The sequence below is a fragment of the Lentzea sp. NBRC 105346 genome (assembly GCF_030269605.1).
Classification (GTDB): domain Bacteria; phylum Actinomycetota; class Actinomycetes; order Mycobacteriales; family Pseudonocardiaceae; genus Lentzea.
On sequence record NZ_BSTQ01000001.1, the window covers coordinates 98,769 to 123,942 of the forward strand.

A 25,174-nucleotide genomic window follows, 5' to 3' on the forward strand; every position below is an offset into this window, starting at 1 on the left:
CTTTCCGTTCGTCGTCTATCACGCTGTTTCAGCAGTTGCTAAACTGACTAAGTCTGCAAGCAGCTCGCACGGACGCGGGAGGCTGGACATGAGCGAACCGAAGACCATCGATGTGATGTGCCGGAACGTCGTCACCGCGGTGCCTGACACGCCGTTCAAGGAACTCGTCGCCACCGTGATCGCTACCGACGTCCGCGACATTCCGGTCATCGACCCCATCGGCCGCCCGCTGGGCGTCGTGTCGGAGGCGGATCTGGCCACCAAACTGGAGTTCCACGGTGGCGCGATCCATCCGCCCTTGCTGGGGGGATCGCGCTGGCGGGCTCAGTGGCACAAGGCCGCCGGTACCCGTGCCGGCGAACTCATGACGGCTCCGGCGGTGGTGGTCACCGGCGAGACCCCGCTGCGCACGGCGCTGCACGTCCTCACTGGCGAGCAGGCGAGCATGCTGTGCGTCGTGAACGAAGCGGGCACATTGGTGGGGGTGCTCAGGCCACATGACACCTTGCGGGTGTTCCTGCGCGGCGATGACTGCATCCGGGCCGACGTCGAGCGGCAGTTGTTCGGCTGCGACCGCCGGTCATGCCGCGTCGCGGTTCACGTGGCCGACGGTGTGGTCACGCTCGAGGGAGCTCTCAGCGTGCGCAGTGCCGCCGAGCGGGCCGAGTGGACCGTGCGTGGTGTCCCCGGTGTGATCGCGGTGCGCAACAACCTCGATTTCGATGTCGACGACCTGATGATCACCGGGTTGTGAGCCTGCGACAGCCGGACTCAGTCCTGCGCTGTGTTGTTGTGATCGACCGGCGCGGTGACGGCCGCGGTGCGCAGGCCTTCGAGCAGTTCCATCTGGCCGGAGATGACGCCGGTGAGGATGCGCCGGGCGACGGCGAGCAGTTCGGCGACGTGCGGGCTGGTCAGTGAGTAGTGGACGTTGGACCCTTCTTTGCGGGTGGTGACCAGGCCTGTGCGGCGCAGGACCGCGAGGTGCTGGGAGAGGTTGGCCGCTTCGATGCCGACTTCCGGCAGCATTTCGGCGACCGAGTGCTCACGCTGGCTGAGCAGCTCGAGTACCCGGATGCGCGCCGGATGGCCGAGTGTCTTGAAGAACTCGGCTTTGAGCTGGTAGAGGGGCCTGCTCACCGCGGTGCCGTCCTGCAGGTCGTCGTCATGATGTTGATCCTCCCTGGTCGGTCCCCGAAGCGCCGAATCGGGATGCGCATCAACGCTGTTCAGCAGTTGCCGACTTTACTTAGTCGCCAATGGTATGCCGTGCCTGCGACCGAGGTGATCGTGGCGGCGACCCGCAGGCGCTCTCAGCCGAGGCGGTGTCTGAGTGCCTCGAGCTCGTCGTGCAGCGCGGTGGGCAGCTTGTCGCCGATCGTGGCGAACCACTGCTCGATCAGCGGGAGCTCGGCGCGCCACTCGTCGAGGTCGACGTCGAGTGCCTGCCACACGTCCTCGAGCGGCGCGTCCAGGCCGTCGAGGTCGAGCGCGTTCACTCCCGGAACCCAGCCGATCGGGGTCTTGAATGCCGTGCCGTCGCCCTCGATGCGCTCGATCGCCCATTTGAGGACACGGGCGTTCTCGCTGAAGCCGGGCCAGAGGAAGCGGCCGTCGTCGGCGCGGCGGAACCAGTTGACGTAGAAGATCTTCGGCAGCTTGGTGGTGTCGGCGTGTTTGCCGGTGTTGATCCAGTGCTGGAAGTAGTCGCCGGCGTGGTAGCCGATGAACGGCAGCATCGCCATCGGGTCGCGGCGCACCACGCCGACCTGGCCGGTCGCCGCGGCCGTGGTCTCCGACGACAGCGTGGCACCCATGAACACCCCGTGCTGCCAGTCGAAGGACTCGGTGACCAGCGGGATGGTGGTGGCGCGGCGGCCGCCGAAGAAGATCGCCGAGATCGGTACCCCGTTCGGGTCGTCCCACTCCGGCGCGGCGATGGGGCACTGGGCGATCGGGGTGCAGTAGCGGGAGTTCGGATGGGACGAGGGATCGTCGGACAACGGCCTCCAGTCCTCACGCCGCCAGGAGGTGAGGTACTCGGGAGGCGTCTCGGAGTAGCCCTCCCACCAGACGTCGCCGTCGTCGGTCAGCGCGACGTTGGTGAAGATCGAGTTGCCCTCGGCCAGCGTGCGCATGGCGTTCGGGTTGGTCTTCCAGCCGGTGCCGGGTGCGACACCGAAGAAGCCGTTCTCCGGGTTCACCGCGTACAGGCGGCCGTCCTCGCCGAAGCGCATCCAGGCGATGTCGTCGCCCAGGGTCTCGACCTTCCAGCCGGGCAGGGCCGGTTCGAGCATGGCGAGGTTGGTCTTGCCGCACGAGCTGGGGAACGCGGCCGCGATGAAGTGGACCTTGTTCTGGGGTGAGGTGAGCTTGAGGATCAGCATGTGCTCGGCCAGCCAGCCCTCCTGGCGGGCGATGACCGAGGCGATGCGCAGGGAGTAGCACTTCTTGCCGAGCAGGGCGTTGCCGCCGTAGCCGGAGCCGTAGCTCCAGATCATCCGTTCCTCGGGGAACTGGGTGATGTACTTGGTCTGGTCGCACGGCCACGGCACGTCGGCCTGCCTGGGCTTGAGCGGCGCACCGACCGAGTGCAGACAGCGCACGAACTCGGCGTCGTCACCGAACAGCGCGAGGGCCTTGGTGCCCATGCGGGTCATGATGTGCATCGACGCGACCACGTACTCGGAGTCGGTGATCTCCACTCCCAGCATGGGTTTCTCGGCGGTGAGCGGACCCATGCAGAACGGGATGACGTACATCGTGCGGCCGGCCATGCTGCCCCGGTAGTGCTCGGTCATGATGACCTTCATGTCCACCGGGTCCATCCAGTTGTTGGTCGGACCGGCGTCGGCCTCGTCGGCCGAGCAGATGTAGGTGCGGTCCTCGACCCTGGCGACGTCGCTCGGGTCTGAGGCACACCAGAACGAGTTGGGTTTCTGCTCCAGCCGCACGAACGTCCCGGCTGCCACGAGCTTGTCGGTCAGGACCTGCCACTCCTGCGGGGATCCGTCGCACCACACCACCTGGTCGGGGGTGGTCAGCGCGGCGACCTCGGATACCCACGCCAGCAGCCCTTGGTGCGTGGTCGGCGCCGGGTGCAGTCCAGGCGTGGTGGCCGTGGTGGTCATCGTGGGTCTCCTTGCGGGTGCCGTGGCGCTGCTGCGGCATCGGCGATCTGCGTGACGAGGGAGGGTTCGGGCCAGCGGGGAAGCTGGTGGCCGGATGGCGTGACCGCCGCGAGTGCCATTGCGCAGGCGTGCTGGACGTCGACGGTCAGCTGGATGAACGAGTCCTGGGTGAGCGCCCGGAGCAGGCCGGGTAAGGCGAGCAGCGGGTCGCGTCCCGGGTCGGGCACGATCACGGCCGGTGTGTCGTGTCGCGGCCAGGCGAACCGGCCGCCGCCGCCCACCAGGTTGATCACGGCGTCCGCGTCGGCGGCGATGCGCCGCAGCGGGAACACCATGGCGTCGCGGGGGTTCCAGGTGGTGATGTCGCCGATTCCGGCCGCCAGCAGCAGCGGGCACAACGCGGGCATCGTCCGGGCGCCCGCGATGACGATCCGGCTGGCCTCGGGTGCGCGACCGATGCGGGACAGGGTGTTGTGCACCGCGGCGGCCAGGGCGATCGCGGTGGTGTCCTGATCGGTGACGACCGGCAGTCCGGTGAGGGAGTCGCGCAGCCGCTGCGCCCGCTCGGGGGCGGTGCGCACCAGGACGACCGCACCGATGTCGGGCGCGAGGTCATGCAGGCCGTAGTCCGACGCGATGACGCGGGTCTCCAGTCCCGCCATGTCCTCGACGACGGACGCATACGTGCGGAGCACGCCGGATGTGGCGCCGACTCCGCCGACCACCGCCACCACGTGCCCGGACCGGTCGTTCGTTCTCACCAGGTGTGCTTCACGGGCTGCGCCGGGCTGACCCAGCCGCTGGTGTCGATGCCGTGACGCTCGGCCACATCGAGCAGGTCGCGGATCCGGGCTCCGTGCAGATGGATCTCGTATTCGTGGCCGGCCTGCTGGGCTTCACCGAGCGTCAGTACCGCCTCGGAGATCTTGTTCCGCAAGGTCGATTCGAACTCGTTCATCGCTCCCGCACTCCCCTCGACTGCAGGTTCCATCATGTGCGCACTTAATAAACTTCGCAAGTGTTGTCCATGCGAGATCGGACACAGCGTGGTGTGCCGCTACAGGTCGTTGCCGGCGTAGGAGAGGTTGAAGCTCTTGTTGGTCAGGGGGAAGTCGGGAACGATCGTGTCGGCCAGGGCGACCGGTAGCGCGGGCCAGTTGAAGAAGCTGGGATCGACGATCTTCACGCGGGTCAGGGTGCCGTCGGGGGCGGTTTCGATCCGGTGCGTGATCATGCCGCGCCAGCCCTCCACGATGCCGACGCCGGATCGGCCACCGCCGCTGGTGATCGGAGCGGTGGCGGTCAAGCGGTCGCCGACCATGTCGGCGAGGCTGGTGATCATGGCGATGGAGGTGGCCATCTCCTCGGCGCGCACCAGGAATCGGGACAGCACGTCGCCGTCCGTGCGGGTGTGCTCGGGGCGGGGGAACTGCGCGGACATGAACGGGTGGTCGTGGCGGGCGTCGATGGTCAGGCCGCTGGCGCGAGCGACCACGCCCACGGTGCCGAGATCGGTGGCTTGCGCGGCGGTGAGCACGGCGGTGCCGGTGAACCGGTCGGTGACCACGGTGTTGGACAGGGCGAGGCCGACCAGTTCGCCCACGTCGGTGCCGATCGCGGCCAGTTCGGCGGGGCCGGGCAGTGCGGCCACCCTGGCGCCGCCAGGGTGGATGGCGCCGCGCAGCAACCGGTGTCCGGTCACGCGGTCGTTGATCCGCAGCAGCTGTTCGCGTACCCGCTGGGCCTGGGCGTTGAGCACGCCGTAGGCGACGTCGTTGCACAGGGCGCCGATGTCGGTGATGTGGTTGTAGAGACGTTCCAGCTCCAGCAGGATCGCCCGGATTCGTTGCGCGGCCGGAGGCACGGTGACCTGGTGGGCGTCTTCGACGGCCAGGCAGAACGCGAGGGTGTGTCCGACGGTGGTGTCGCCACTGACGCGTTCGGCCAGCTCGATCGCGGCCTCGGGACGACGGCCCTGGAACAGCTTTTCGAGTCCTCTGTGGACGAACCAGAGGCGGGCCTTGAGGTTGAGGATGGTCTCGCCGACCACCGAGAACCGGAAGTGGCCTGGGCCGATCATGCCCGCGTGCACCGGCCCGACCGGGATCTCGTACACACCGGGACCTTCCACCGTCCGGAAGGGATACGGGCCGTCGACGTCGCCGAACTGTGGCGGCTCGCCCGCGGCGGCGAGCATCGGATACCAGCCCTGTGGCCAGTGGAAGTGGCGTACCAGTCGCTGGGGGAGCGGGTGGTCGGTGGGCACGATGCCGAACAGGTCGCGCATCTCGCGTTCGAAGCGCCCGGCGGGGAACGACAGGCGCGCCAGGCTCGGCACCTCCGGGTGGTCGCGGTCCAGCGGGACGTGCAGTTCGACCCTTCGGTCGGGCGCGGCCGCGATGAACAGGTACACCGCCCGCAACCCGCCGGCATCGGGTCCGGCGTCGTCGTGCCCGGCCGCCAGGGCGAGCCGGAAGCCCTTTTCCAGCAACGATGTGGCGTGCTCGGGCAGTTCGCCGGCCGTGATCGTCGTGATCATCGTGTCACCACCAGGGTGTGCGTCGCGGAGTTCAGCAGGACCGGCACCGGTCCCGCGGCGATGCCGAGTGCCGCGCACACCATCAAGCCGGCCAGCAGCACGACCGGAACCGGTGAGGCGGCGGGCACCGGATGATCGTGGGCTGCGCCGAGCAGCATCCGGCTGGTGTGGTTGACGAGCGCGGCGCCGATCACCAGCACCAGTACGAGTGCGAGGCCGGTCTGCCATGCCAGTCCGGCGGTGAAGGCGGCGCGGGCGATGCCCAGCTCGCTGGCGAACAGGCTGAACGGGGGCAGTCCGACGAGCGCCAGTACGCCCAGCCCGAAACAGCCGGCGAGGGCGGGGTGGCGGGAGGCCAGGCCGCGGACACCGTCGACGCGGCTGGTGCCGGTGAGCTGCAGGACCTGTCCGGCGCCGAGGAACAGCACCGCTTTGGCCAGACCATGGCCCAGCACGTGCAACAGTGCCGCGGCCAGTGCCGCCGGGCTGCCGAGCGCGGCGCCGAAGGCGACCAGTCCGAGATGCTCGATGCTGGAGTAGGCCAGCATCCGCTTGTAGTCACGGATCCCGATCAGCAGCGCCGCGGCGAGTGCCAGCGACGTCAGCGCCATGACGAGCAGGGCGGCACGGGCGAATCCGGTGCCCAGCGCACCGTCGGCGATCACCTTGACCCGCAGGATCGCGTAGAACGCCACCGACAGCAGCACACCGGACATCAACGCCGACACCGGTGCCGGCGCCTGCGAGTGCGCGTCGGGTAGCCACGCGTGCAGTGGCGCGAGACCGGCCTTGGTGCCGAACCCCAGGATCAGCAGCACCACCGCGATGCGGGTGACACCGGGATCCAGCCCGTCGGCGTGGGCGGCGAGCGCGGCCAGATCCAGCCCGGCCGCACCGGGGGCGTGGGTGGACGCGAAGTTGAGCACGATGGTGCCCAGCAACGCGAGCGCGATCCCGGCCGAGCAGATCACCACGTACTTCCACGCCGCCTCGACCGCGGCGCGGGTGCGGCGCTGGCCGACCAGGAACGCGGTGACGATGGTCGTCGCCTCGATCGCCACCCACACCACGCCGAGGTTCGCCGCCAGCACCGCCAGCGTCATCGCGGCCAGGAACAGCTGCACCAGCAGGCTGTGCCGGGTGCCGGTGCGTGCCGTGGCGCGGCCGGCGTTGATCTCGGTCCGCAGGAAGGCGGGGGTGGCGGCGGTGGCCAGCACCGCGACCGCCGCGATGACCAGCAGCATGTAGGCAGACAGGGCATCGGCCCGCAGCAGTCCGGCCATCGCGGTCCGCGGACCGGACCGGGTCACCCCGGCGGCGAGCGTGACCGCGACCGCGAGCAGCAGGCCGGCGCTGACCGCGCTGACCCACGCGGTGGCGCGCCGCCAGCCGAAGAGGAGGTAGACGAGCGCGCCGAGCAGGGGCAGCACGACGGGAACCAGAAGCATCATCAGTCGCGCAACTCCCGCAGTTCGTCCAGATCGGTGTCGCCGAAGGTCTCCCGCATCCGGGAGGTGAGGATCTGCAGCACCAGCACCGCGAGGAGCACGTCCAGTGACACTCCGAGCTCCACGACGAGGCCGACGCCGGCGGTGGTGAGGAAGCCGACCGCGGTGATCCCGTTGTCCATCAACAGGAACCCGACCAGCTGTGACAATGCTCGCCGCCGGGTCACCAGCACGAAGAACCCGATCAGTACCACCGTGACGCCGACTGGGATCGCCTGCGTCGCCGCGGATGGTGACAGCGCCACGAGCGGCTGTGAGACCGCGTAGGCCAGCAGCGTCAACACCGCTGCGGCCAGCAGCGACGCCGCCACGTTCACCAGCGGCCGGGTCTCCCGTCGCGCTTCGCCCGCACCGGCCAGCGCCCGGCGTAAGAGGTGCGGCAGCACACCGGCGCGCAACACCAGCACACCGACTGCCACCGCCCAGAGCTCGGCCGAGCCCTCGCGGGTGGCCAGCACCGCGACCAGCGCGGCGAGCGCGGCACCCTGCACCGCGAACACCCGGATGATCACGGCTAGTTCCCGGCGCCACAGCACCAGGACCGCGGTCAGCAGCAAGCCACCGCAGGCCAGGTCGAGCAGCTGTACGTACAGGGTCTCGCTCATGGAGATCTCTTTCGGCGCAAGGGTTTCAGGCGAGGAAGTACGAGGCCGCGACGGCCAGCAGTGCCAGCAGGAACGACCCGGCCAGCAGTTCCGGCACCCGGAACAGCCGCAGCTTGGCCAGGAACACCTCACCGGCGGCGAGCACGACACCGAGCAGCCCGACCTTCACGACCAGGGCCAGCACGCCGACCACCAATGCCGCCGGAGTGGCGGCGGTGGCGATGCCCCACGGCAGGAACAGGTTCGCCAGCAGCCCGAGGAACACCGACAGCCGCATCGCCGACGCCAGTTCGATCAGCGCGAGATCCGGGCCCGCGTACTCCAGGACCATCGCCTCGTGCACCATCGTCAGCTCGAGGTGCGTGGACGGGTTGTCCACGGGCAGCCGCCCGGTCTCGGCCACGATGACGACGATCAGGGCGACCGCGGCCAGCAGGCTCGCCGGGGACAGCACCCGCGCCGGGTCGTGCAGGGTCGAGGACACGATCGCGCCGAGGTTGGTCGACCCCACTCGAACCGACAGCGCGAAGATCGCCACGAGCAGCGTCGGCTCCACCAGGGCGAGGATGGTCATCTCCCGGCTCGCGCCCATCCCACCGAAAGCCGTGCCGGTGTCCAGGCCGGCCAGCGCGAGCGCCACCGCTCCCAGCGCCAGCAGCGCCACCACCGCGAACAGATCCGCAACCGGATCGATCGCCGAGTCGGTCGTCACGAACGGCACCACCACCGCGACCACCAGGCTGGTCGCCACCAGCAGCAGCGGCGCGATCCGGAACACCTCGCTCGTGCCGCGCGGCGTGATCGTTTCCTTGCGCAGCAACTTGCGCAGATCCCGCCACGGCTGCCGGACACCGGCGCCGGCCCGGCCTTCCAGCCGCGCCCGGACCTGCCGCATCACTCCGACCAGCAGCGGTGACCCGGCCACGATCAGCACCGGCTGCGCGATCCCGCCGACGACGCCCAACGCACTCATCGCGTCACCGCCAGCAGGAGCAGCAGACCGCACACGGTGTAGAAGCCATAACCGAGGTACCGGTGCACGCTGCCCGTGGCCAGCACGCGTCCTCGTTCCCCGCACGTGGCGACGAACCGGAGCACCGGCTGGTACAGCCGCCGTTCGATCCGGTCCGGCACCTTTCGCCGGTACTCCACGGCGCGCACCAGGTATCGCGACTCCTCGTGGTGGGTCACGTCCACATCCAGTTCGGGCTGCACCACGTCGTCGAACACCCGCTGCAACGGCTCGGCGAACGATGTCGCCGTGTACTCCATCCGCGGTGACATCGGCCCGCCGCCGCAGTCCCACAACCGCGCCTCCCGGCGCACCCGGTGCGTCGCGACCACCCGTACGACACCCGCCAGCGCCACGACAGCCACGATGAGCGCCAGGCCGAGCAGCACCGGCGACAAGGCGCCGGTGACCCCGGTCAGTCGCAACGTCACCGCACCCGACACCGCCGGATCACCCGCGACGCGCGCGGCGGCCTCGATCCCCGGTAGCACCACGGCGGGAGCCAGCGCCAGTACCGCGCACGCCACCGCGGCGATGCCCATTCCGGCCAGCATGGTGACCGGACTCTCGTGCGCACCCGCCGCCGCGGCGCTGCGCGGCTTGGCGAGGAACCCCACCCCGAACGCCTTCACGAACGTCGCCACCGCCAGCCCGGCGGTCAGGGCCACCGCGGCCACCGCCACCGGCATCGCGACCGCCGCCGCCACACCCGACGCGGGCAGGCCGTGGATCAACGCCTGCAGCAGCAACCACTCCGACACGAACGCCGTTCCCGGTGGCAGCGCCGACGCGGCCAGCGCACCCAGGCCGAACGCCGCCGTGGTCACCGGCATCACCGGCCGCAAGCCGCCCAGTTCGTCGAGATCACGAGTACCGGTCGCGTGCAGGACCGATCCCGCCGCGAGGAACAGCAAGGTCTTGAACGCCGCGTGCCCGACCACGTGCAGCAGGGCGGCCACCAGTGCCAGCCCGGCCAGCGTCCGGTTGCCGGAGGAGGCGAACAGCCCGGCCGCGCCGACCCCGACCAGCACCAGCCCCATGTTCTCCGTCGTCGACTGCCCCAGCAGCCGCTTCAGGTCGGTGCTCATCGCCGCCTGCAGGATCCCGTACACCGCGGACACCGCGCCCAGCACGAGCACCAGCAGCCACCACCAGACCGGGCCGCCGCCGAGCAGGTCGAACCCGACCCGCACCAGCCCGTACACGCCGAGGTTCACCATCGCCGCCGACATCAACGCCGACACATGACTCGGTGCCTCCGGATGCGCCCGCGGCAGCCACGCGTGCAGCGGCACGATGCCGGCCTTCGACGCGAACCCCAGCAGCGCCAGCACGAACACCACGCCCGCCACCAACGGCGACAGGTGCCTGGCGGAGTCACGCAGAGCGGAGAACGAGTCGTCTCCGGCCCGTGCGACGAACACCATCAGTCCAATCAGGACCGACAAGAAGCCCAGATGCGTCATCACCGCGTACCAGCGGCCCGCCGACGCCACCTCCGGCCGGCGCCGGTGCTCGGCCACCACCAGCAGCAGTGAGAACAACGCCATCAGTTCCCAGCACACCAGGAACGCGCCCGCACTGGCCGCCGCGGGCACCAGCACCATCGCGACCACGAACAGCGGCAACACCGCCTGCACGCCGCGCGCCCGCAGATCGGGCGCGCGCGTGTAGGAGATTCCGTAGACCCCCACCGCCACGGCGACCGCACCGGTGACCGCGACGAACAACCCGCCCAGCGCGTCCAACGTGAACAACATCCCGGACAGCGGCAACAGCGCGGGCAACGCCACCACGAACGAAACTCCACTCATCGCCGCGCACCCGGCGAGCATCGCCGCCGCACCGCTCAGCACCGTGCCCACACCCACCACCGCCGACCGGGCGGGCACCACCAGGGCCGCCAGCGCGGTCAGCACCCCTATGGCCACCGCGCACGCGAGGCCGGTCGCCGCCAGGTTCATCGGCCCGTCAACTTCCGCAGCCCGTCCACGATCGCCTCCGGCCTGGGCGGGCACCCCGCGATCTCCAGGTCGACCGGCACGATGTCGCCCACCGCGCCGGCCACCCCGTAGGCACCGGCGAACACACCGCAGTTGCGCGCGCAGTCTCCGACCGCCACGACCAGCTTCGGCGCCGGCACCGCCTCGAACGTCCGCCGTAACGGCTCGGCCATGTTCCGGGTCACCACACCGGTCACCAGCAGGGCGTCGGCGTGGCGCGGTGACGCCACCAGCCGCGCCCCATACCGCTCGCCGTCGTACACCGGGCCGAACGCCGACCCGATCTCCACCTCACAGCCGTTGCACGAACCGGCGTCCACATGCCGGATCTGCACCGACCCGGCCAACGCGGCCGCGGCAGGAGGCTGGTCGGTGGCGGGCGGGAGAGGCGCTGGTTCCGCCACCCGGCCAACAGTGCGGATCTTGCGCCACAACCTCAGCACATCGTGCTCCCGCGATGGATCGAGTCAGACATGAGGGGAAAGGGAGCGGCTCAACCGCTGTGCCGCACCGGAGGGACTGGCGCACGCAGATCGGCGAGCAGCTCCATCTGGCCGGACAACACGCCGGACAGGATCCGGCGCGCGACCACCAGCAGGCCGGCGATCTCTGGGCTGGTCAGCGAGTAGAAGGCGGCGGATCCCGCTTTGCGCGTGGTCACCAGACCGGCGTGGCGCAAGACCGTGAGCTGCTGCGACAGGTGCGCCGGCTCGACCCCCACCTCCGCCACGAGGTCCGCGACCGCGAGCTCCCGCTGACTGAGCAACTCCAGCACCCTGATCCGCACGGGATGACCCAGCGTCTTGAAGAACTCCGCCTTGAGCTGGTACAGCGGCGTGCTCATCTGCGGATCTCCTTCGTCGCCGACACCTGAAGAGTCATACAACAGGTTCAGTAGTTGCTAATCTTAGCAAGTCCGAATAGCTGCAGAGCGTTGGGAAGCGCGTGCCGACGCCCGCGTGGAGCCGGAGCGGCGCGGTACGCACGGTTGATGTGGGGCGAACCCGTCGCCCGCCCGCGCGGACAGGGCCACGAGTCCGCTGAACGTGCTGATCACCGGATGGGCGGTGCGGGCCGGCGCGGTGGTCATGTCAGCTCCGTTTCACGAGACGGGCGAGCGTGGCGCCGGTGATCGCGGCCATCGTGGCCGCCATCAGCAGGCCGCCGAGCGCGCCGATGAGCGCGATCAGTACGGGCGGCTGGCCGGGTTGCCACAGGGGAGTGGTGACCGCCGTGAACACGATCAGGCCCGCACCCCATGCGATCGCGTTGGCCCACACCCACACGTGGGCCCCAGTGACCTGGTGATGCAGGACGAGCCACTGGGCGATGCCGATGGACAGCAGCACGCCGGTTCCGGCGACGGCCGCGATGAGGAGTTGCACCACCAGCGGCAGGGCGGCGAGCCGCGCGCCGTTGCTGACGGCGACCATCGCGACCGCCCACGCGAACCCGGCCGCGAGTGCGGTGACGCCCACCCACTCGGCGGTCTTCAGCTTGGGCAGTACCCGGCGCAGCACAAGAGCTTGTGCGGTCCCGAGGATCGCGCCCTCCGCGATACCCGCCACCACCAGGAGTACCGGTGACGACGTGAGCGCGCCGGCGAGTGCGGGGGCGAGGAAGCCCGCGAACTCGCCTGCCGTCACCCAGCGGAACCAGGCCTTGGTGAGATCGTGGGTCGCCGTCTTGGTTGCCATGTCTTCAAGCTGCGCGAGGGGCGAGATCGAACGCAGAGACGAAGGTCCCCACGTCCACGGTGCGCAGGGCTGTGTCCGGTGAGGACCCCGCCGGTCACAGTGAGGAGCATGACACGCATCGTGATCGTGGGCGGTGGGCTCAGCGGGCTGAGCCTGGCCGCGCAGCTGGCCGCGACGGATCATCGGCACCCGGTGGTGGTGGTCGACGACGGCAGCCGCCCGATCGAGGCCATGACCTGGGCGTCGTGGAGCGATCGGCCGGGGCTGCTGGACGCGGCCGCATCACGGTGGTTCGACCGGATCCGGGTACACGTCAACGGACGTACGAAGGTGTTGCGGCTCGGCGGCTACCGGTACCGGGTGGTGAACGGCGACGACCTGGCCGCGGTCGTGCGCCGGTACACCGGTCCCTTGCGGCACTTCACCTTCCAGCACGGGCACGTCGACCGGGTCGAGGACGATGGCGTGATCGTCGACGGGCGCCACATGCGTGCCACATGGGTGTTCGACAGCGTGATCGGCTCGCCCGAGGAGCCGCCGGTGGACGCGCGGCTGGTCTTTCGCGGCTGGCACGTGCGCAGCGAGCGGCCGGCGTTCGACGCGGAGATCCCCACGTTGTTCGACTTCCGCACGCCTCAGGTCCACGGCGCGAGCTTCGTGTACGTGCTGCCGAAGGACGAACATCACGCGCTGGTGGAGCACACGTCGTTCACGGCCCCGGATGCGCCGGAAGACGTGACGGCACAACGGGAAGCGCTGGCCGGGTATCTGACCGAGGTGGCGGGTACAGGTGGCCACGAGATCGAACGCGAGGAGCACGCGGTGCTGCCGTTGCGCTCCCGGCAGGCGGACCGCCGGCATGGCAACGTGCTCACGATCGGCGCCGAGGGCGGGTTGCTGAAGGCGTCGACCGGTTTCGCGTACCAACGCATCCAGCGCGACAGCGCGGCGATCGCCCGCTCCCTGTACGATCACGGCCATCCGTTCGGCCTGCCCGAGCCGCCGGCACGGTTCCGGCTGTTCGACGGGGTGCTGCTCGACGTGATCACGCGCGAGCCCGCGCAGCTGGAACGCGCGTTCGGCGCACTGTTCCGCTATCACACCGCCGAGCCCGCGCTGCGGTTCCTCGACGAGGCCACGTCGGCGCCGCAGGAGTGGCGGCTGTTCGCGGGGATGCCCGCGGCCACCTACCTGGCCGCCGCGCGGCACCGCGTGCTCAGCTCCTGACCTCGCGCCGCTCGAAGGCCGCGACGGCACCGGCGACAAGAAGCCCAGTCACCACCAGAAGCCCGGCCAGGCCGGTCCAGTTGGGGTCGCCGGTGAGCGCGTCGTTCACCGCGGCGTGGTGGAACGGTGACAGCACCCGCCAGGGTTTCAGGCTCTCCGACAACGGGGTCAGGGCGTTGAGCAGGAACGTCAGCAGGGCCAGCCCGACCGGCACGGCGACGGCCAGGCCGGGCCGACCGCTCAGCGCGCCGACGAGCAGCGCGAGAGCACCGAACGGCAGCACCACGACCGCGCTGGCCAAGACGGCGCCGAGCAGGTCGGACACGGGAACGTCCAGGCCGCTGATCGAGCTGCCCACGACCAGCACGGCGCCGAACACGACCGTGATGATCGCGAGGTCCGTCAGCGCGCCGAGGGCCTTGCCGAGCAGCAGCCGGGTGCGCGAGACCGGGTTGGCGAGCAACAGGTCCATGGTGTGGGCGTGTTCCTCGCCCGCGGTGGCCTTGGCCGCGTGGCCGATGGTCACGCCGAGCAGGACGAGCGGTGCGAGGAAGCCGAACACCTCGCCCTGCAGGTAACCGACGCCGCTGCCCGGCGACTGCCGGACGTTGAACACGGCCTTGAACGCCTCGGGGTAGGAGGCGAGGAGCTGCTCGAAGTCGACCGCCGCGGCGCGCACCGTCGGGTAGACCGCGAGCTGCAACGCGACGCTGGCGACCAGGGCGAGGCCCCAGCCGATCGTGCTGCTCCGGTTGTCCCGCAAGGATTTCGTCACCAGTTCAGTCGTCATGGCCACGGTCCCCGGTGTAGTGCAGGAAAATCTCCTCGAGGTCCGGTTCGTCGCTGGTCACATTGAGCAGCGGGAATCGCGCGGCGGTGCGGACGAGCTCGCCGACCGCCCCGGTCACGCGGCAGCGCACGGTGGTTCCGTCGGCGTTGACCGAGCGGACGCCCTGGATGCCCTGGAACGTCGCGGCCGCCACGGGTTCGGCGAAGGTGAAGGTGAGCTCACGCAAGGCGTTGGCCTTCAACGAGGCGACGCTGTCCTCGACGACGAGACTGCCCGCGAGCAGGATCCCGACGCGGTCGGCGACCTGCTCCACTTCGGACAGCACGTGCGAGGAGAACAGCACGGTGCCGCCGCCGTGGACGTACTCGCGCAGATAGGAGTGGAACTCGCGCTGGGCCAACGGGTCCAGGCCGCTCGCGGGTTCGTCGAGGATCGCGAGGCCGGGCTGGTGCTGGAAGGCCTGCACGATGCCGAGCTTCTGCCGGTTTCCCTTGGACAGTTCGCCCGCCCGGCGGTCGAGGTCCAGGTCGAGCCGCTTGGCGAGGCGCGTCGCCTCGCCGAGGTCGTGGGTGCCGCGCATGGCGGCGCAGAACCGCAGGTACTCGGCGCCGGTGAGGCGGTCGTAGAGGACCAGGTCGCCTGGCAGGTATCCGATCCGGCCGCGCAGTCGCGGTGACATGGGTTCGCCGAACAGCGTGATGCTGCCGCGGGTGGGGCGGATGACGTCGATGAGCAGGCGCAGCGTGGTGGTCTTTCCCGCGCCGTTGGGGCCGAGCAGCCCGTAGACCTCACCGGGCCGGACCTCGAGGTTCAGGTCCCGCAACGCCGACGTCTGCCCGTAGCGCTTGGTGAGCTGCCTGGTGCTGATGACGTTCATCGCAGGCCGCCGGTTTCGGCGGAGTGCTTGGCGGTGCGCAGGATCGCGCGGCCGATGACGCCGAGGAACGGGGTGCTGATCCGCCAGAGGCGACGCAGGTTCAGCCAGGCGCCGGGATCGGTGAACATCACGCGTATCTCCGCGGTGAGCACGGTACGGCGTTGTCCGTAGGGCAGCGCGGAGATCGAGCAGACCACCTTGGCGTAGCCGGGTTTGCTGAAGTCCATGAAGTCGCGTGCCTCGACCGGCACCCATTCGATGACGGGTTTCCAGAACTTGCCGATCGCGCCGAACACGATCTCGTGGCCCGGCTGTTCGCCCAGGATCACCCAGTCCGATCCGGTCGCGAGGTCGTTGATCGTCATGCGGGTCCGGTGGCGGTAGCCGCCCTGTTTGCGGGCCCGCCACCATTCGGGCAGCTCGCGGAGCCGGAGGGCCGTGGTCGCCGCGATGCCGTGCAGTTCGGTGAGGTCGAGGTCGTGGACGGCTTTGTAGGCGGAGAGGGGATCGGCGTCGACCACGAGATGGTCGGTCCGGCCGAACTCACACCGTGGTCCGAACCGGTCGACGAGGAGCGGGGATGGCGGCGAGGTCATGACGTTCCTCCGGGACGGGGCGGTGCACGACGAGGACGGGGCAGGGGGCGTGGTGCAGCGCGGCCTTGGTCACGGCGCCGCAGTCGTGGGTCTCGCCGGCGCCGACGACGAGCAGGTCGGTGTCGGTACAGCGGGCGATCGCCTCATGCGGGTGCAGCCGCATGAGCACGGCCGTGTGCGGGAATCCGCCCAGGTGCCCGGTCGAGTGGGCGAGGACCCGGCTGTGGTCCTCGTCGAGGTCGGCGCGGATGATCGGGAGCGGTGCGGCGTGCAGCACCCGCAGCGCCGCGCCACGACGCCGGGCGAAGTCGGCGGCGTGGTCGAGCACGGCGAGGTCGTCGGGGCCGCCGCTGACGAGAGCGGTGATCCGGCCGTGTTCCCCGCGCAGTGCCGCTGGTGTCCCACGCAGGACGACCGTGTCGCAGGCCGTCGGGTCGCACACCTGGGGCACGACGTGCCTGCTCAACCCCAGTGGTGAGCCGGTCCGGCCCTGGATGACGACGAGCTGGGCGCGGAACGCCTCGCCGGAGCGGTGCGTCTCGACGTCCGCGCCGACCAGACGCGCGTGCTTGGACGCCCACCGCAGCGCGGCATCGTCCGGCACCGGGCCGTCTTGGATCACCACAACGGGTCTCATGCCTCCACGGTGTTCTCGCGGCGCCGCACCGGACAGGGCGGCGGGAAACGTCGTGGGCGGGACCAAAGTCCTGACGCGGTCGGGCCTCGCGGCCGCTGTTGCCGGAGTCCCCTGAAAAGCACCTTGGAGACGACTCCCGGAGAGCCGATCAGTGAAGGGGTGGACGGGATGACGTCACTGACCTTTCTCGGTGCGACCGGCACCGTCACCGGCAGCAAATACCTGTTCGACACCGGCAAGTCACAGGTGCTGGTGGATTGCGGGCTGTTCCAAGGGCTCGCGCCGTTGCGCAGGCGCAACTGGAAGCAGCCACCGCTCGACCTCGACCGGCTCGACGCCGTGGTCCTCACCCACGCCCACCTCGACCACTGCGGTTACCTGCCGGTGCTGGTACGGCACGGGTGGCGTGGCCCGGTGTTCACCACGGAAGGGACCGCGGATCTGGCCGCGATCGTGCTGGCCGACAGTGCCCACCTGATGATGGAGGAGGCGCGGCAGGCCAACGAGGGCGGCTGGACCAAACACAAGCCGGCGCTGCCGCTCTACGACGCCGACGACGCCGACCGCGCGATCCGGCTGTTCCGGCCGATCGACTTCTCGATGTCGCGGCGGGTCGCCGACGGCGTCGACCTGGAGTTCGGCCGGGCGGGCCACATCCTGGGTTCCGCCTGGGCGCACCTGACGTTCGGGTCCCGCGGTGTCGTGGTGAGCGGCGACCTCGGCCGCCCCGCCCACCGCGTCCTGCTCCCGCCGCAACAACGACCGGCGTGCGACGCGTTGCTGCTCGAGTCCACCTACGGCGACCGTACGCACGACGACGCGGCCGCCTCGTCGTTGTTCGCCGCGACGATCCGGCGGACCGCGGCTCGCGGGGGCAGCGTGCTGATCCCCGCGTTCGCGGTGGACCGCACGGAGGTGGTCCTGGTCGAGCTGGCGCGGCTGGTGCGCGCGGGCGAGATCCCGGACCTGCCGGTGCTCGTCGACAGCCCCATGGCACTCGCGTCCCTGCGGGTGTACCGGCAGGCGATCGCCAAGAGCTGGCCCGAGATCCGGCCGGAGCTGATGAACGGTGAGGACGCGTTCGATCCCGGCCGGCTCGCCGAGCTGTCCACGGCGACACAGTCCATGCGCGCCAACGACCCGCACGAGCCGTCGATCATCATCTCGGCGTCCGGCATGGCCACCGGCGGGCGGGTGCTGCACCACCTGAAGTCGATGCTGCCCAACCACCGGCACACGATCCTCGTCGTCGGCTACGCCGCGGCCGGGACCCGTGCCCGGCAGCTCGTCGGCGGCGCCCGCGAGATCAAGATCCACGGCCGGTACGTGCCGGTGAAGGCCGAGGTGCAGGTGCTGGACGCGTTCAGCGCGCACGCGGACGCCGACGAGCTGCTGGCGTGGGCGACCGATGGTCCGATGCCCGCCACGACGTACGTGGTGCACGGCGAACCGGAGAGTTCGGCGACGCTGGCCGAGCGGCTGGAGACCGAACACGGCTGGACCGCTGTCATTCCCCGCGACGACGAACGGGTGCTGATCTGAGGATCCGGCTCGATTTACAGGTCCCCACGCCGGGCGTTGGGAGGGATCACTACGACCGGGCACTCGGCGTGGCGCAGACAATCCGCGGCGACGCCGCCCATGAACACCTCGGCGAGGGGCCCGTATCCGTGCGTGCCGACGACCAGGATGTCGGCGAACCGGGAGGCGCGGGACAGCTCGTGCGACGCGTCGCCGACGATGGTCACCTCGGTGACGTCGGGTGCGTCCGGGATCTCGGCACGGACGTCACGGACCAGGTTGTGCAGTTCGTGCGCCGGGTGCCGTTGGGGCTTCTCGCCGTACGGGTTCAGGCCCATCGCCGTCGAGGGGACGAACGCCGCGTCGCGTTGCCAGGCCAGCATCGCCTCGACCTCGGCGCCGCTGCGGGCCGCCTCCTTCAGCGCCCAGCGCAGCGCGTCGCGTGACGCGGGGGATCCGTCTACACCTACCAGGATCACGGGTGGCCTCATCGCTCGCTCCAATCGCTCACCACGAGCGTCCAACGCGGGCGATCGGGTTGTCAGGGACCAACGTCACGACGCTTGTGAGCCCATGCGCACTGCTGGATGAGCGAGGTGCCGGCGGAGTCTCAACGGCATGAAGGCCGTTGATGTGATGAGCCGGCCGGTCGTCTCGGTCGAACCGAGCACCACCGTCCGCGCTGCGAGTGCGTTGCTGGGCGACCGCGGGTTCTCCGCACTGCCGGTCACCGATTCCGAGCACCGGCTGGTCGGCATCGTCTCCGGAGCCGACCTGCTCCTGGCGAGCGTGCGCCCCGAGGACGACCAGACGCCGGTCGCGCAGGTGATGCGGACCGTGGTGATCAGTGCGCCGCTCACCGCGACGCCGGCCGAGCTGGCCGACACGATGCTGGCGAATCGGTTGCGGTGCCTGCCGATCGTCGCCGAGGGACAGGAACTGGTCGGTGTGGTGAGCCGCAGCGATCTGCTCCGCGTTCTCACGCCGCAGGACGACGTCCTCGCCGGCCGCGTCGACCAGGCGCTGCGGGCCTACAGCCGTACGCCGCGCTGGACGGTGCGGGTGAACCACGGAGCGGTGAGCGTCACCGGGCCGTTCGCCGACGAGGCGGAACGTCACATCGTCGAAGCGCTGGTGCACACCATTCCCGGTGTGCGGAAGACGGAGCTGGTGCCGTAAAGCGGAGCCGGGCGACTGGCTCGTCGTCAAAGGACTGCATGCCGGCTGACCGGTGGACCTGGCCTGGTGGGGCGGGACGAAGGTCCCACACCGCGCGGGACCGCGGCCACTGAACGGTGGCGACCCGCCACGTGAGGCTGAAGTACATGAGCGACAACGAATCCCGGCCCATCGTGGTCGGTGTGGACGGATCGGCCACCGGACAGCTGGACGAGGTCCGCATCAACGAGGAGGAACGATGAGCACCAACGGAAATCCCATCGTGGTCGGGATCGACGGCACGCCGGCGTCGGAACGGGCGTTGCGGTGGGCGCTGGACGAGGCCGTCACGCGGAACTGCCCGCTGCACGTGGTGAACGCGTGGGCCCATGAGCCGCTCACCGAATGGTCCGAAATGGACGAACAGGAGGCGCGGCGCAAGTCGGAGGCGCTCATGGAGGAGGCGCTGCGCGCGGCGGCCGTCGGGCGCCTGGAGTTCCCGGAGATCGTCCGCCGCAGCATCCGCGGCCCGGCGGCGGAGGTGCTGGAGAAGGTGTCACAGGACGCGGCCATGCTGGTCGTCGCCTCGCATACCGGGCATCGGCTGCGCAAGATCGTGCTGGGATCGACGAGCACGCACTGCGTGCGGCACGCGTCGGCTCCCGTCGTGGTCATCCCGGTGAACGACCGGGCGCACGCGGAGGCCGCACGATGAGGACGCGGGACGTGATGACGAAGCAGGTCGTGGTCGTGTGGCCGCAGACCGCCGCACGGGACGCGGCGGCGCTGCTGGCCGAGCACGGATTCACCACGCTGCCGGTCGTCGACGAGCTGGGCATGTTCGTCGGGGTGGTGGGCGAGGCCGAGCTGCTGCGTGACCGCCTGCCGGTCGATCCGCGGTCGCTGGTGCACGGTGTGCCGGAGCATCCCAGGCCCGTGCCGGCGCCGACGGTGGGCGAGGTGATGGCGAAGCCGGTCGTGCTGGCCACACCGGGGATGGACATCGCCGAGCTCGCCGACCTGATGCTCGAACACGACGTGCGCAGCGTGCCAGTGGTCGACGAGGCACGGCTCGCCGGCATCATCACCCGCCGCGACATGCTGCGGGCGATCAGCCGCGACGACGCGACCATTGAGGCCGAGATCCGGCACCGGCTGGGTGTCTTCGCCAGGGCGAGCCGATGGACCGTGTCGGTCGCGAACGGATCGGTGTCCATTGTGGACGAGATGGACGACCCGGCAGACCGGCACATCGCGGAGGTGCTCGCGCGGGCCGTGGCGGGGGTCGTCGAGGTGCGGTTCCCGGAGGCCTCCCGTGCCGCTGACCACGGCTGACCGCGAGGCGGTCGCCCATCACGGGCTGCCGGTGCACGAGGTGGTGCTGCTGGCGGAGACCGATGCGGACACCGGGCTGTCCACCGCGGTGTGGAAACAGCGGCTGGCCGGCCTCGGACCGAACGAGCTACCACCGCGCCGGGGGCCGAACTGGGTGGTTCGGTTACTGGGCCAGTTGCACCACCCGCTGATCTACGTGCTGCTGGCCGCCGCCACCGTCACCGCCGCGCTCGGCGAGGTGGTCGACGCCTCCGTGGTGTTCGGTGTCGTCGTGGTCAACGCGATCATCGGGTTCCTGCAGGAGGTCCGCGCCGAAAGCGCCCTCGACGCGCTCGTCGCCATGGTGCGCACAGAGGTGACAGTGGTGCGCGACGGGGCGGCCGTACGAGTGAGCTCATCCGACCTCGTGCCGGGCGACGTCGTGGTGCTGGACGCGGGTGATCAGGTCGGCGCCGACGTGCGGCTCGTGAGCACGCGGGATCTGCGGATCGACGAGTCCGCGCTGACGGGTGAGTCCGTGCCGGTGGTGAAGGACTCCCTGGTGCTGCCGTCGGACACGGCTCTCGCCGATCGCGTGAACATGGCGTACTCGGGCACGCTGGTCACCGCGGGCGGGGGCCGGGGCGTGGTCGTCGCCACGGGTGCGGACACCGAGATCGGCCGCGTGCACCGGCTCGTCGGCGCGACCAAGTCCGTCGAGACCCCGTTGACCCGCAAGCTCGCGCACTTCAGCAAGGTGCTGACGGTCGTGATCCTCGGGCTCGCGGTGTTCAGCGTCGTCGTGGGGCTGCTGCGCGGGGAACCGCTGGCGGAGATGGTGACCGCGGCGGTCGCGCTGGCGGTCGGCGCGATCCCGGAAGGCCTGCCCGCGGCGGTCACCGTGACGCTCGCGATCGGCGTGGCCCGGATGGCGCGCCGCAACGCGATCATCCGCCGGCTGCCCGCCGTCGAGACGCTGGGCAGCACGACCGTCATCTGCACCGACAAGACCGGAACCCTGACCGCCAACGCGATGACCGTCCGGGCCGTGGTCGTCGGTGGACAGCGGTTCGACGTCACGGGTATCGGCTATTCGCCGGACGGTCACGTGGACGCCGCGGCGCGCGAGTGCCTGCTCGCCGGACTGGCGTGCAGTGACGCCCGGATCCTCGAGGACGACGGCCGGTGGTTGCCCGTCGGTGACCCGACCGAAGCGGCGGTGGTGGTCGCCGCGCGCAAGGCCGGGCTCGACCAGGGCGATGTGCCACAGCGGGTGGACGTGCTGCCGTTCAGCTCGGAACGCCGGTTCATGGCCACCAAGCACGCCGACGGCTCGGTGTACGTGAAGGGCGCGGTCGAACGGGTCCTGGGTTTCGCCGGGCTCCCGCACAGTGCGGAAGCGGAGTCGCTGGGCCGGGAAGGTTTGCGGGTGCTGGCGATCGGCCGGGCTCGCGGTGTGGAGCTGTCCGAGGAAGGGCTGCGCGGACACGTCGAGCTGCTCGGGCTGGTGGCGATGCGGGATCCGTCGCGGCCGGAGGCGATCGAGGCCGTGCGCGCGTGCCAGGACGCGGGTATCGAGGTGAAGATGATCACCGGTGACCACCCGGCCACCGCGGGGTCGATCGCGTCGGAGTTCGACATCTCGGACGTGCACGCACGGGTGTCACCGGAGGAGAAGTTGCGGCTGGTACAGGAGATCCAGGCGCGCGGTGAGGTCGTCGCGATGACCGGTGACGGCGTGAACGACGCGCCGGCGTTGCGCCGTGCGGACATCGGGGTGGCGATGGGGCGCGGCGGCACCGAGGTGGCGAAGCAGGCCGCCGACATGGTGCTGACCGACGACAACTTCGCGTCGATCCGCGCGGCGGTCGAGGAAGGCCGCGCGGTGTTCGACAACCTGCGCAAGTTCATCATCTGGACGTTGCCGACGAACATGGCGGAGGGCTTGGTGATCCTCGCCGCGATCGTGCTCGGCGCGGCGCTGCCGATCCTGCCGGTACAGATCCTGTGGATCAACATGACCACCGCGGTCGCACTCGGCCTGACGCTGGCGTTCGAGCCGCGTGAGCCGGACGTGATGCGCCGGCCACCGCTGCCGCCGTCGTTGCCGCTGCTGACCCGGAGCCTGGTGGGGCGCATCGGGTTCGTGTCGGCGATCCTGCTCGCGTGCTCGTTCGGGGCGTTCCGCTGGCAGCTGTCGGCGGGGGCGTCGCTGGAGGTCGCGCGGACGGTCGCGGTCAACGTGTTCGTCGGTGCGCAGATCGCGTATCTGATGAACTGCCGGTCGCTGGAGCGGGTGTGGCCGCGCAACGGGCCGAACCGGTGGCTGGTCGTGGGTGTTGCGCTGACCGCCGGGCTGCAGCTGCTGCTGACCTACACGCCGTTCATGAACACCTTGTTCCACACGGCGCCGATGCCGTGGCACACGTGGTGGCCGGTCGTCGTGCTGAGCGCGGTCACGTATGTGTTGGTGGAGCTGGACAAGTGGCGGCAGCGGGTTCAGCGCCGCTGATCGCGCAGGCAGGCCGGCGGGAGCGCGAACCAGCGCAGCGTCTCGAAGGCCGCCGGCAGGCCGGTCGGCCCGTCGTCGATCGTGTCCGCGCGCTGGACGAGCAGCCGCTGGGCCGCCTGGAGTTGCTCGGCGAGCACGCTGTCGTCGGTTCGCGGTGCGCGGCGGAAGCCGGCCACGCCCGACGTGATCGACCGCAGGTCCGGGAGCGGAACCGGGGTGGCGGTGCGGTGGCGCCAGAGGCCGCTGTGCGGGTCGAAGGTGTAGTCCGGCAGCAGCCGGTGGCCGTACCGGGCGATCAGGTGCACCGCCTCGACCAGATAGTCGCGCACGGCGTCGGAGACGAAGTAGTTGAAGTTCACGCGCACCCAGCCGGGTTTGATGCCGTCGCAGCCGAGTTCGACCTCATGGTCGTAGGCGTGCGAGTGCGCGGCGTCGATGGCGAGCAGCCGGTGCCCGTACGGGCCCGCGCACGAGCAGCCGCCGCGGGCCTGGATGCCGAACAGGTCGTTGAGCACGGCGACGACGAAGTTGTGGTGCAGGTACCGGTCACCGGTGCGGACGCGGAACGACACGATGGACAGGCGGGCCGAGTGGTGGTTGCCCAGGATCTCGACGGCCGGGTCGGCCGACCAGCTGGCCAGCGCGTGCTGCCACAGTTGTTCCTCGCGCGCCTGGATCAGGCCGGTGCCGACGGCGTCCTTGATGGCGAACACCAGACCGGCGCGGATCGACTCGACGATCCCCGGCGTGCCGCCCTCCTCGCGGGCGACGGGATCGGTGAGGTAGCGGTGACCGGACGGGTGGACGAACGCCACCGTGCCGCCACCGGGGACGGTGGGGACCTTGTTCCTGACGAGTTCACGCCGGACGACCAGCACGCCGGGCGTCTGGGGACCGCCGACGAACTTGTGCGGTGACAGGAAGATCGCGTCCTTGTGGTCGCCGCGGCCCGGCGCGCTCTCCCGCACCCGGATCGGCACGTACGGTGCCGCCGCCGCGTAGTCCCAGAAGGACAACGCGCCGTGTTCGTGCAGCAACGCGGCGATGCGGTCGGTGTCGGTCAGCACGCCGGTCACGTTGGAGGCGGCGGAGAAACTGCCGATCCTCAGTGGCCGGTCGGCGTGGCGCCGCAGCTGGTCGCGCAGCTGGGCGAGGTCGATGTGCCCGTCGGCGTCCTCGTCGATGACCACGACGTCCGCGATGGACTCGCGCCAGGGCAGCTCGTTGGAATGGTGCTCGTACGGGCCGACGAACACCACGGGGCGTGGCCGCACGGGTGCACCCCGGCGCAGCTCGAGGATGCCGACCATCTTGTTCACCGCGGTCGTGGATCCCGAGCCGCAGAAGATCACCAGGTGGTCGTCGGTTCCGCCGACCGAATCGCGGATCAGGTGGCGCGCCTGTTCGCGCAGCCTCGTGGTGTACAGGCCCGTGCCGGAGCTCTCGGTGTGCGTGTTGGCGTAGCGGGGCAGGACCATCCGCCGGATGAAGTCCTCGACGAAGCCCAGCGCCCGCCCGGACGCGGTGTAGTCGGCGTAGATGATCCGGCGAGGACCGTAGGGGCCGTCGAGAATCTCGCCTTCGCCGATGATGTTCCGCCGGATGCGGTCCAGCAGGGCGGCGGCCGACGCGTCGTTCCCGTCCATCAGCGCACTCATCGGCCCGCCTCCTTCCGCGACCGCGCGCGTCCAGCATGGACATTCGCGCGCGTCCGCGATGCGGCCGATCGGCCCTGGTCACCGGGACTTCGGACCCCGAGGTCCGGGGTGGACGGTCACCGTCCGAGTTCGGACAGGACGGTCGCGGTGAGCGCGGGTACCGTCGCGGCCACGGTCGGGCTGAGCTCGGTCCCGAATCCCGTGTCGGCGACTTCGACGGCGAACACGATCAGCCGTTCGGGCTTGCGGTCCAGCGCTTCCGCGATGCGGCCGATCGGTCCTGGTCACCGGGACTTCGGACCCCGGGGTCCGGGGTGGACGGTCACAGTCTGAGTTCGGACAGGACGGTCGAGGTGAGCGCGGGTACTGCCGCGGCCACGGCCGGGCTG

At 70.3% G+C, this 25,174-nt stretch carries 25 protein-coding genes; 7 read left to right on the forward strand and 18 right to left on the reverse strand.

Going from position 1 to position 25,174, the window contains the following annotated elements; genetic code table 11:
- Positions 1-88: 88 nt before the first annotated feature.
- Positions 89-754 carry a CBS domain-containing protein gene (locus QSK35_RS00410; RefSeq protein WP_285741147.1) on the forward strand — a complete coding sequence of 222 codons (666 nt, stop codon included), beginning with the start codon at positions 89-91 and terminating at the stop codon, positions 752-754.
- 17 nt (positions 755-771) lie between these two features.
- Here QSK35_RS00410 and QSK35_RS00415 read toward each other — a convergent pair whose 3' ends face one another.
- The 12 genes from QSK35_RS00415 to QSK35_RS00470 form a co-directional block, all read right to left on the reverse strand.
- Complete coding sequence (locus QSK35_RS00415; protein WP_285741148.1) at positions 772-1,140, reverse strand: ArsR/SmtB family transcription factor; 369 nt, start codon at positions 1,138-1,140, stop codon at positions 772-774.
- 173 nt (positions 1,141-1,313) lie between these two features.
- Positions 1,314-3,131, reverse strand: a complete 1,818-nt coding sequence (locus QSK35_RS00420) for a phosphoenolpyruvate carboxykinase (GTP) (protein ID WP_285741149.1) — start codon at positions 3,129-3,131, stop codon at positions 1,314-1,316.
- The gene (locus QSK35_RS00425) at positions 3,128-3,892 is read right to left on the reverse strand and encodes a hypothetical protein (protein ID WP_285741150.1); all 765 of its coding nucleotides are present in this window, start codon (positions 3,890-3,892) and stop codon (positions 3,128-3,130) included. Before QSK35_RS00425 ends, QSK35_RS00420 begins: the two co-directional genes overlap by 4 nt.
- Positions 3,889-4,089, reverse strand: a complete 201-nt coding sequence (locus QSK35_RS00430; RefSeq protein WP_285741151.1) for a hypothetical protein — start codon at positions 4,087-4,089, stop codon at positions 3,889-3,891. Before QSK35_RS00430 ends, QSK35_RS00425 begins: the two co-directional genes overlap by 4 nt.
- Positions 4,090-4,188: 99 nt before the next feature.
- Positions 4,189-5,670, reverse strand: coding sequence for a hydrogenase large subunit (locus QSK35_RS00435; protein WP_285741152.1), 1,482 nt, complete (start codon positions 5,668-5,670; stop codon positions 4,189-4,191).
- On the reverse strand, positions 5,667-7,121 hold the full coding sequence (locus QSK35_RS00440) for a proton-conducting transporter transmembrane domain-containing protein (protein ID WP_285741153.1): 1,455 nt from the start codon (positions 7,119-7,121) through the stop codon (positions 5,667-5,669). The genes QSK35_RS00435 and QSK35_RS00440 overlap by 4 nt, the downstream gene beginning before the upstream one ends.
- The gene (locus tag QSK35_RS00445; protein WP_285741154.1) at positions 7,121-7,783 is read right to left on the reverse strand and encodes a hypothetical protein; all 663 of its coding nucleotides are present in this window, start codon (positions 7,781-7,783) and stop codon (positions 7,121-7,123) included. Before QSK35_RS00445 ends, QSK35_RS00440 begins: the two co-directional genes overlap by 1 nt.
- Positions 7,784-7,808: 25 nt before the next feature.
- Entirely contained in the window at positions 7,809-8,756 is a 948-nt protein-coding gene (locus QSK35_RS00450) for a respiratory chain complex I subunit 1 family protein (RefSeq protein WP_285741155.1), read from the reverse strand.
- Positions 8,753-10,759, reverse strand: coding sequence for a proton-conducting transporter transmembrane domain-containing protein (locus QSK35_RS00455; RefSeq protein WP_285741156.1), 2,007 nt, complete (start codon positions 10,757-10,759; stop codon positions 8,753-8,755). The genes QSK35_RS00450 and QSK35_RS00455 overlap by 4 nt, the downstream gene beginning before the upstream one ends.
- Positions 10,756-11,202, reverse strand: coding sequence for an NADH-quinone oxidoreductase subunit B family protein (locus QSK35_RS00460; protein ID WP_285741157.1), 447 nt, complete (start codon positions 11,200-11,202; stop codon positions 10,756-10,758). Before QSK35_RS00460 ends, QSK35_RS00455 begins: the two co-directional genes overlap by 4 nt.
- Positions 11,203-11,291: 89 nt before the next feature.
- Positions 11,292-11,642 carry an ArsR/SmtB family transcription factor gene (locus tag QSK35_RS00465; protein ID WP_285741158.1) on the reverse strand — a complete coding sequence of 117 codons (351 nt, stop codon included), beginning with the start codon at positions 11,640-11,642 and terminating at the stop codon, positions 11,292-11,294.
- 247 nt (positions 11,643-11,889) lie between these two features.
- Positions 11,890-12,495 (reverse strand): hypothetical protein, encoded by a 606-nt coding sequence (locus tag QSK35_RS00470; protein ID WP_285741159.1) that lies wholly within the window; start codon positions 12,493-12,495, stop codon positions 11,890-11,892.
- A gap of 108 nt (positions 12,496-12,603) precedes the next feature.
- On the opposite strand from QSK35_RS00470, the gene QSK35_RS00475 reads away from it, so the two are divergent.
- A complete protein-coding gene (locus tag QSK35_RS00475; RefSeq protein WP_285741160.1) occupies positions 12,604-13,722 on the forward strand; it encodes a lycopene cyclase family protein in 1,119 nt (372 codons plus the stop codon).
- On the opposite strand, the gene QSK35_RS00480 is transcribed toward QSK35_RS00475, so the two are convergent.
- The 4 genes from QSK35_RS00480 to QSK35_RS00495 are packed head-to-tail and all read right to left on the reverse strand — an operon-like array spanning position 13,712 to position 16,622.
- Positions 13,712-14,512 (reverse strand): ABC transporter permease subunit, encoded by an 801-nt coding sequence (locus tag QSK35_RS00480; RefSeq protein WP_285741161.1) that lies wholly within the window; start codon positions 14,510-14,512, stop codon positions 13,712-13,714. The two genes, QSK35_RS00475 and QSK35_RS00480, sit on opposite strands and share 11 nt — an antisense overlap.
- A complete protein-coding gene (locus tag QSK35_RS00485) occupies positions 14,502-15,389 on the reverse strand; it encodes an ABC transporter ATP-binding protein (RefSeq protein ID WP_285741162.1) in 888 nt (295 codons plus the stop codon). Before QSK35_RS00485 ends, QSK35_RS00480 begins: the two co-directional genes overlap by 11 nt.
- Positions 15,386-15,985 (reverse strand): hypothetical protein, encoded by a 600-nt coding sequence (locus QSK35_RS00490; protein WP_285741163.1) that lies wholly within the window; start codon positions 15,983-15,985, stop codon positions 15,386-15,388. The genes QSK35_RS00485 and QSK35_RS00490 overlap by 4 nt, the downstream gene beginning before the upstream one ends.
- Positions 15,933-16,622 carry a universal stress protein gene (locus tag QSK35_RS00495; RefSeq protein ID WP_285741164.1) on the reverse strand — a complete coding sequence of 230 codons (690 nt, stop codon included), beginning with the start codon at positions 16,620-16,622 and terminating at the stop codon, positions 15,933-15,935. Before QSK35_RS00495 ends, QSK35_RS00490 begins: the two co-directional genes overlap by 53 nt.
- A gap of 168 nt (positions 16,623-16,790) precedes the next feature.
- Between QSK35_RS00495 and QSK35_RS00500 the strand changes: the two genes are divergently transcribed.
- Positions 16,791-18,164: an MBL fold metallo-hydrolase RNA specificity domain-containing protein gene (locus QSK35_RS00500; protein WP_285741165.1), complete on the forward strand. Its 1,374-nt coding sequence runs from the start codon at positions 16,791-16,793 to the stop codon at positions 18,162-18,164.
- 14 nt (positions 18,165-18,178) lie between these two features.
- Here QSK35_RS00500 and QSK35_RS00505 read toward each other — a convergent pair whose 3' ends face one another.
- Positions 18,179-18,634, reverse strand: coding sequence for a universal stress protein (locus QSK35_RS00505; RefSeq protein WP_285741166.1), 456 nt, complete (start codon positions 18,632-18,634; stop codon positions 18,179-18,181).
- 127 nt (positions 18,635-18,761) lie between these two features.
- Here QSK35_RS00505 and QSK35_RS00510 point away from each other — a divergent pair, with 127 nt between their 5' ends.
- From QSK35_RS00510 to QSK35_RS00525, 4 genes are all read left to right on the forward strand, one after another.
- Positions 18,762-19,322: a CBS domain-containing protein gene (locus QSK35_RS00510; protein ID WP_285741167.1), complete on the forward strand. Its 561-nt coding sequence runs from the start codon at positions 18,762-18,764 to the stop codon at positions 19,320-19,322.
- 238 nt (positions 19,323-19,560) lie between these two features.
- The gene (locus QSK35_RS00515; protein WP_285741168.1) at positions 19,561-20,016 is read left to right on the forward strand and encodes a universal stress protein; all 456 of its coding nucleotides are present in this window, start codon (positions 19,561-19,563) and stop codon (positions 20,014-20,016) included.
- On the forward strand, positions 20,013-20,636 hold the full coding sequence (locus QSK35_RS00520) for a CBS domain-containing protein (protein WP_285741169.1): 624 nt from the start codon (positions 20,013-20,015) through the stop codon (positions 20,634-20,636). The genes QSK35_RS00515 and QSK35_RS00520 overlap by 4 nt, the downstream gene beginning before the upstream one ends.
- Positions 20,617-23,127 carry a cation-translocating P-type ATPase gene (locus QSK35_RS00525; RefSeq protein WP_285741170.1) on the forward strand — a complete coding sequence of 837 codons (2,511 nt, stop codon included), beginning with the start codon at positions 20,617-20,619 and terminating at the stop codon, positions 23,125-23,127. The genes QSK35_RS00520 and QSK35_RS00525 overlap by 20 nt, the downstream gene beginning before the upstream one ends.
- On the opposite strand, the gene QSK35_RS00530 is transcribed toward QSK35_RS00525, so the two are convergent.
- The gene (locus tag QSK35_RS00530; protein ID WP_285741171.1) at positions 23,115-24,785 is read right to left on the reverse strand and encodes an aminotransferase class V-fold PLP-dependent enzyme; all 1,671 of its coding nucleotides are present in this window, start codon (positions 24,783-24,785) and stop codon (positions 23,115-23,117) included. The genes QSK35_RS00525 and QSK35_RS00530 overlap by 13 nt on opposite strands.
- Between the last annotated feature and the right edge of the window lie 389 nt (positions 24,786-25,174).

Excerpts from the sequence above, each read along its gene's own strand:
- QSK35_RS00410 (WP_285741147.1), top strand. The coding sequence starts at position 89 with ATGAGCGAACCGAAGACCATCGATGTGATGTGCCGGAACGTCGTCACC.
- QSK35_RS00420 (WP_285741149.1), bottom strand. The coding sequence starts at position 3,131 with ATGACCACCACGGCCACCACGCCTGGACTGCACCCGGCGCCGACCACG.
- QSK35_RS00430 (WP_285741151.1), bottom strand. The coding sequence starts at position 4,089 with ATGAACGAGTTCGAATCGACCTTGCGGAACAAGATCTCCGAGGCGGTA.
- QSK35_RS00435 (WP_285741152.1), bottom strand. The coding sequence starts at position 5,670 with ATGATCACGACGATCACGGCCGGCGAACTGCCCGAGCACGCCACATCG.
- QSK35_RS00440 (WP_285741153.1), bottom strand. The coding sequence starts at position 7,121 with ATGATGCTTCTGGTTCCCGTCGTGCTGCCCCTGCTCGGCGCGCTCGTC.
- QSK35_RS00445 (WP_285741154.1), bottom strand. The coding sequence starts at position 7,783 with ATGAGCGAGACCCTGTACGTACAGCTGCTCGACCTGGCCTGCGGTGGC.
- QSK35_RS00450 (WP_285741155.1), bottom strand. The coding sequence starts at position 8,756 with ATGAGTGCGTTGGGCGTCGTCGGCGGGATCGCGCAGCCGGTGCTGATC.
- QSK35_RS00455 (WP_285741156.1), bottom strand. The coding sequence starts at position 10,759 with ATGAACCTGGCGGCGACCGGCCTCGCGTGCGCGGTGGCCATAGGGGTG.
- QSK35_RS00465 (WP_285741158.1), bottom strand. The coding sequence starts at position 11,642 with ATGAGCACGCCGCTGTACCAGCTCAAGGCGGAGTTCTTCAAGACGCTG.
- QSK35_RS00470 (WP_285741159.1), bottom strand. The coding sequence starts at position 12,495 with ATGGCAACCAAGACGGCGACCCACGATCTCACCAAGGCCTGGTTCCGC.
- QSK35_RS00475 (WP_285741160.1), top strand. The coding sequence starts at position 12,604 with ATGACACGCATCGTGATCGTGGGCGGTGGGCTCAGCGGGCTGAGCCTG.
- QSK35_RS00480 (WP_285741161.1), bottom strand. The coding sequence starts at position 14,512 with ATGACGACTGAACTGGTGACGAAATCCTTGCGGGACAACCGGAGCAGC.
- QSK35_RS00485 (WP_285741162.1), bottom strand. The coding sequence starts at position 15,389 with ATGAACGTCATCAGCACCAGGCAGCTCACCAAGCGCTACGGGCAGACG.
- QSK35_RS00490 (WP_285741163.1), bottom strand. The coding sequence starts at position 15,985 with ATGACCTCGCCGCCATCCCCGCTCCTCGTCGACCGGTTCGGACCACGG.
- QSK35_RS00495 (WP_285741164.1), bottom strand. The coding sequence starts at position 16,622 with ATGAGACCCGTTGTGGTGATCCAAGACGGCCCGGTGCCGGACGATGCC.
- QSK35_RS00500 (WP_285741165.1), top strand. The coding sequence starts at position 16,791 with ATGACGTCACTGACCTTTCTCGGTGCGACCGGCACCGTCACCGGCAGC.
- QSK35_RS00505 (WP_285741166.1), bottom strand. The coding sequence starts at position 18,634 with ATGAGGCCACCCGTGATCCTGGTAGGTGTAGACGGATCCCCCGCGTCA.
- QSK35_RS00510 (WP_285741167.1), top strand. The coding sequence starts at position 18,762 with ATGAAGGCCGTTGATGTGATGAGCCGGCCGGTCGTCTCGGTCGAACCG.
- QSK35_RS00515 (WP_285741168.1), top strand. The coding sequence starts at position 19,561 with ATGAGCACCAACGGAAATCCCATCGTGGTCGGGATCGACGGCACGCCG.
- QSK35_RS00520 (WP_285741169.1), top strand. The coding sequence starts at position 20,013 with ATGAGGACGCGGGACGTGATGACGAAGCAGGTCGTGGTCGTGTGGCCG.
- QSK35_RS00530 (WP_285741171.1), bottom strand. The coding sequence starts at position 24,785 with ATGAGTGCGCTGATGGACGGGAACGACGCGTCGGCCGCCGCCCTGCTG.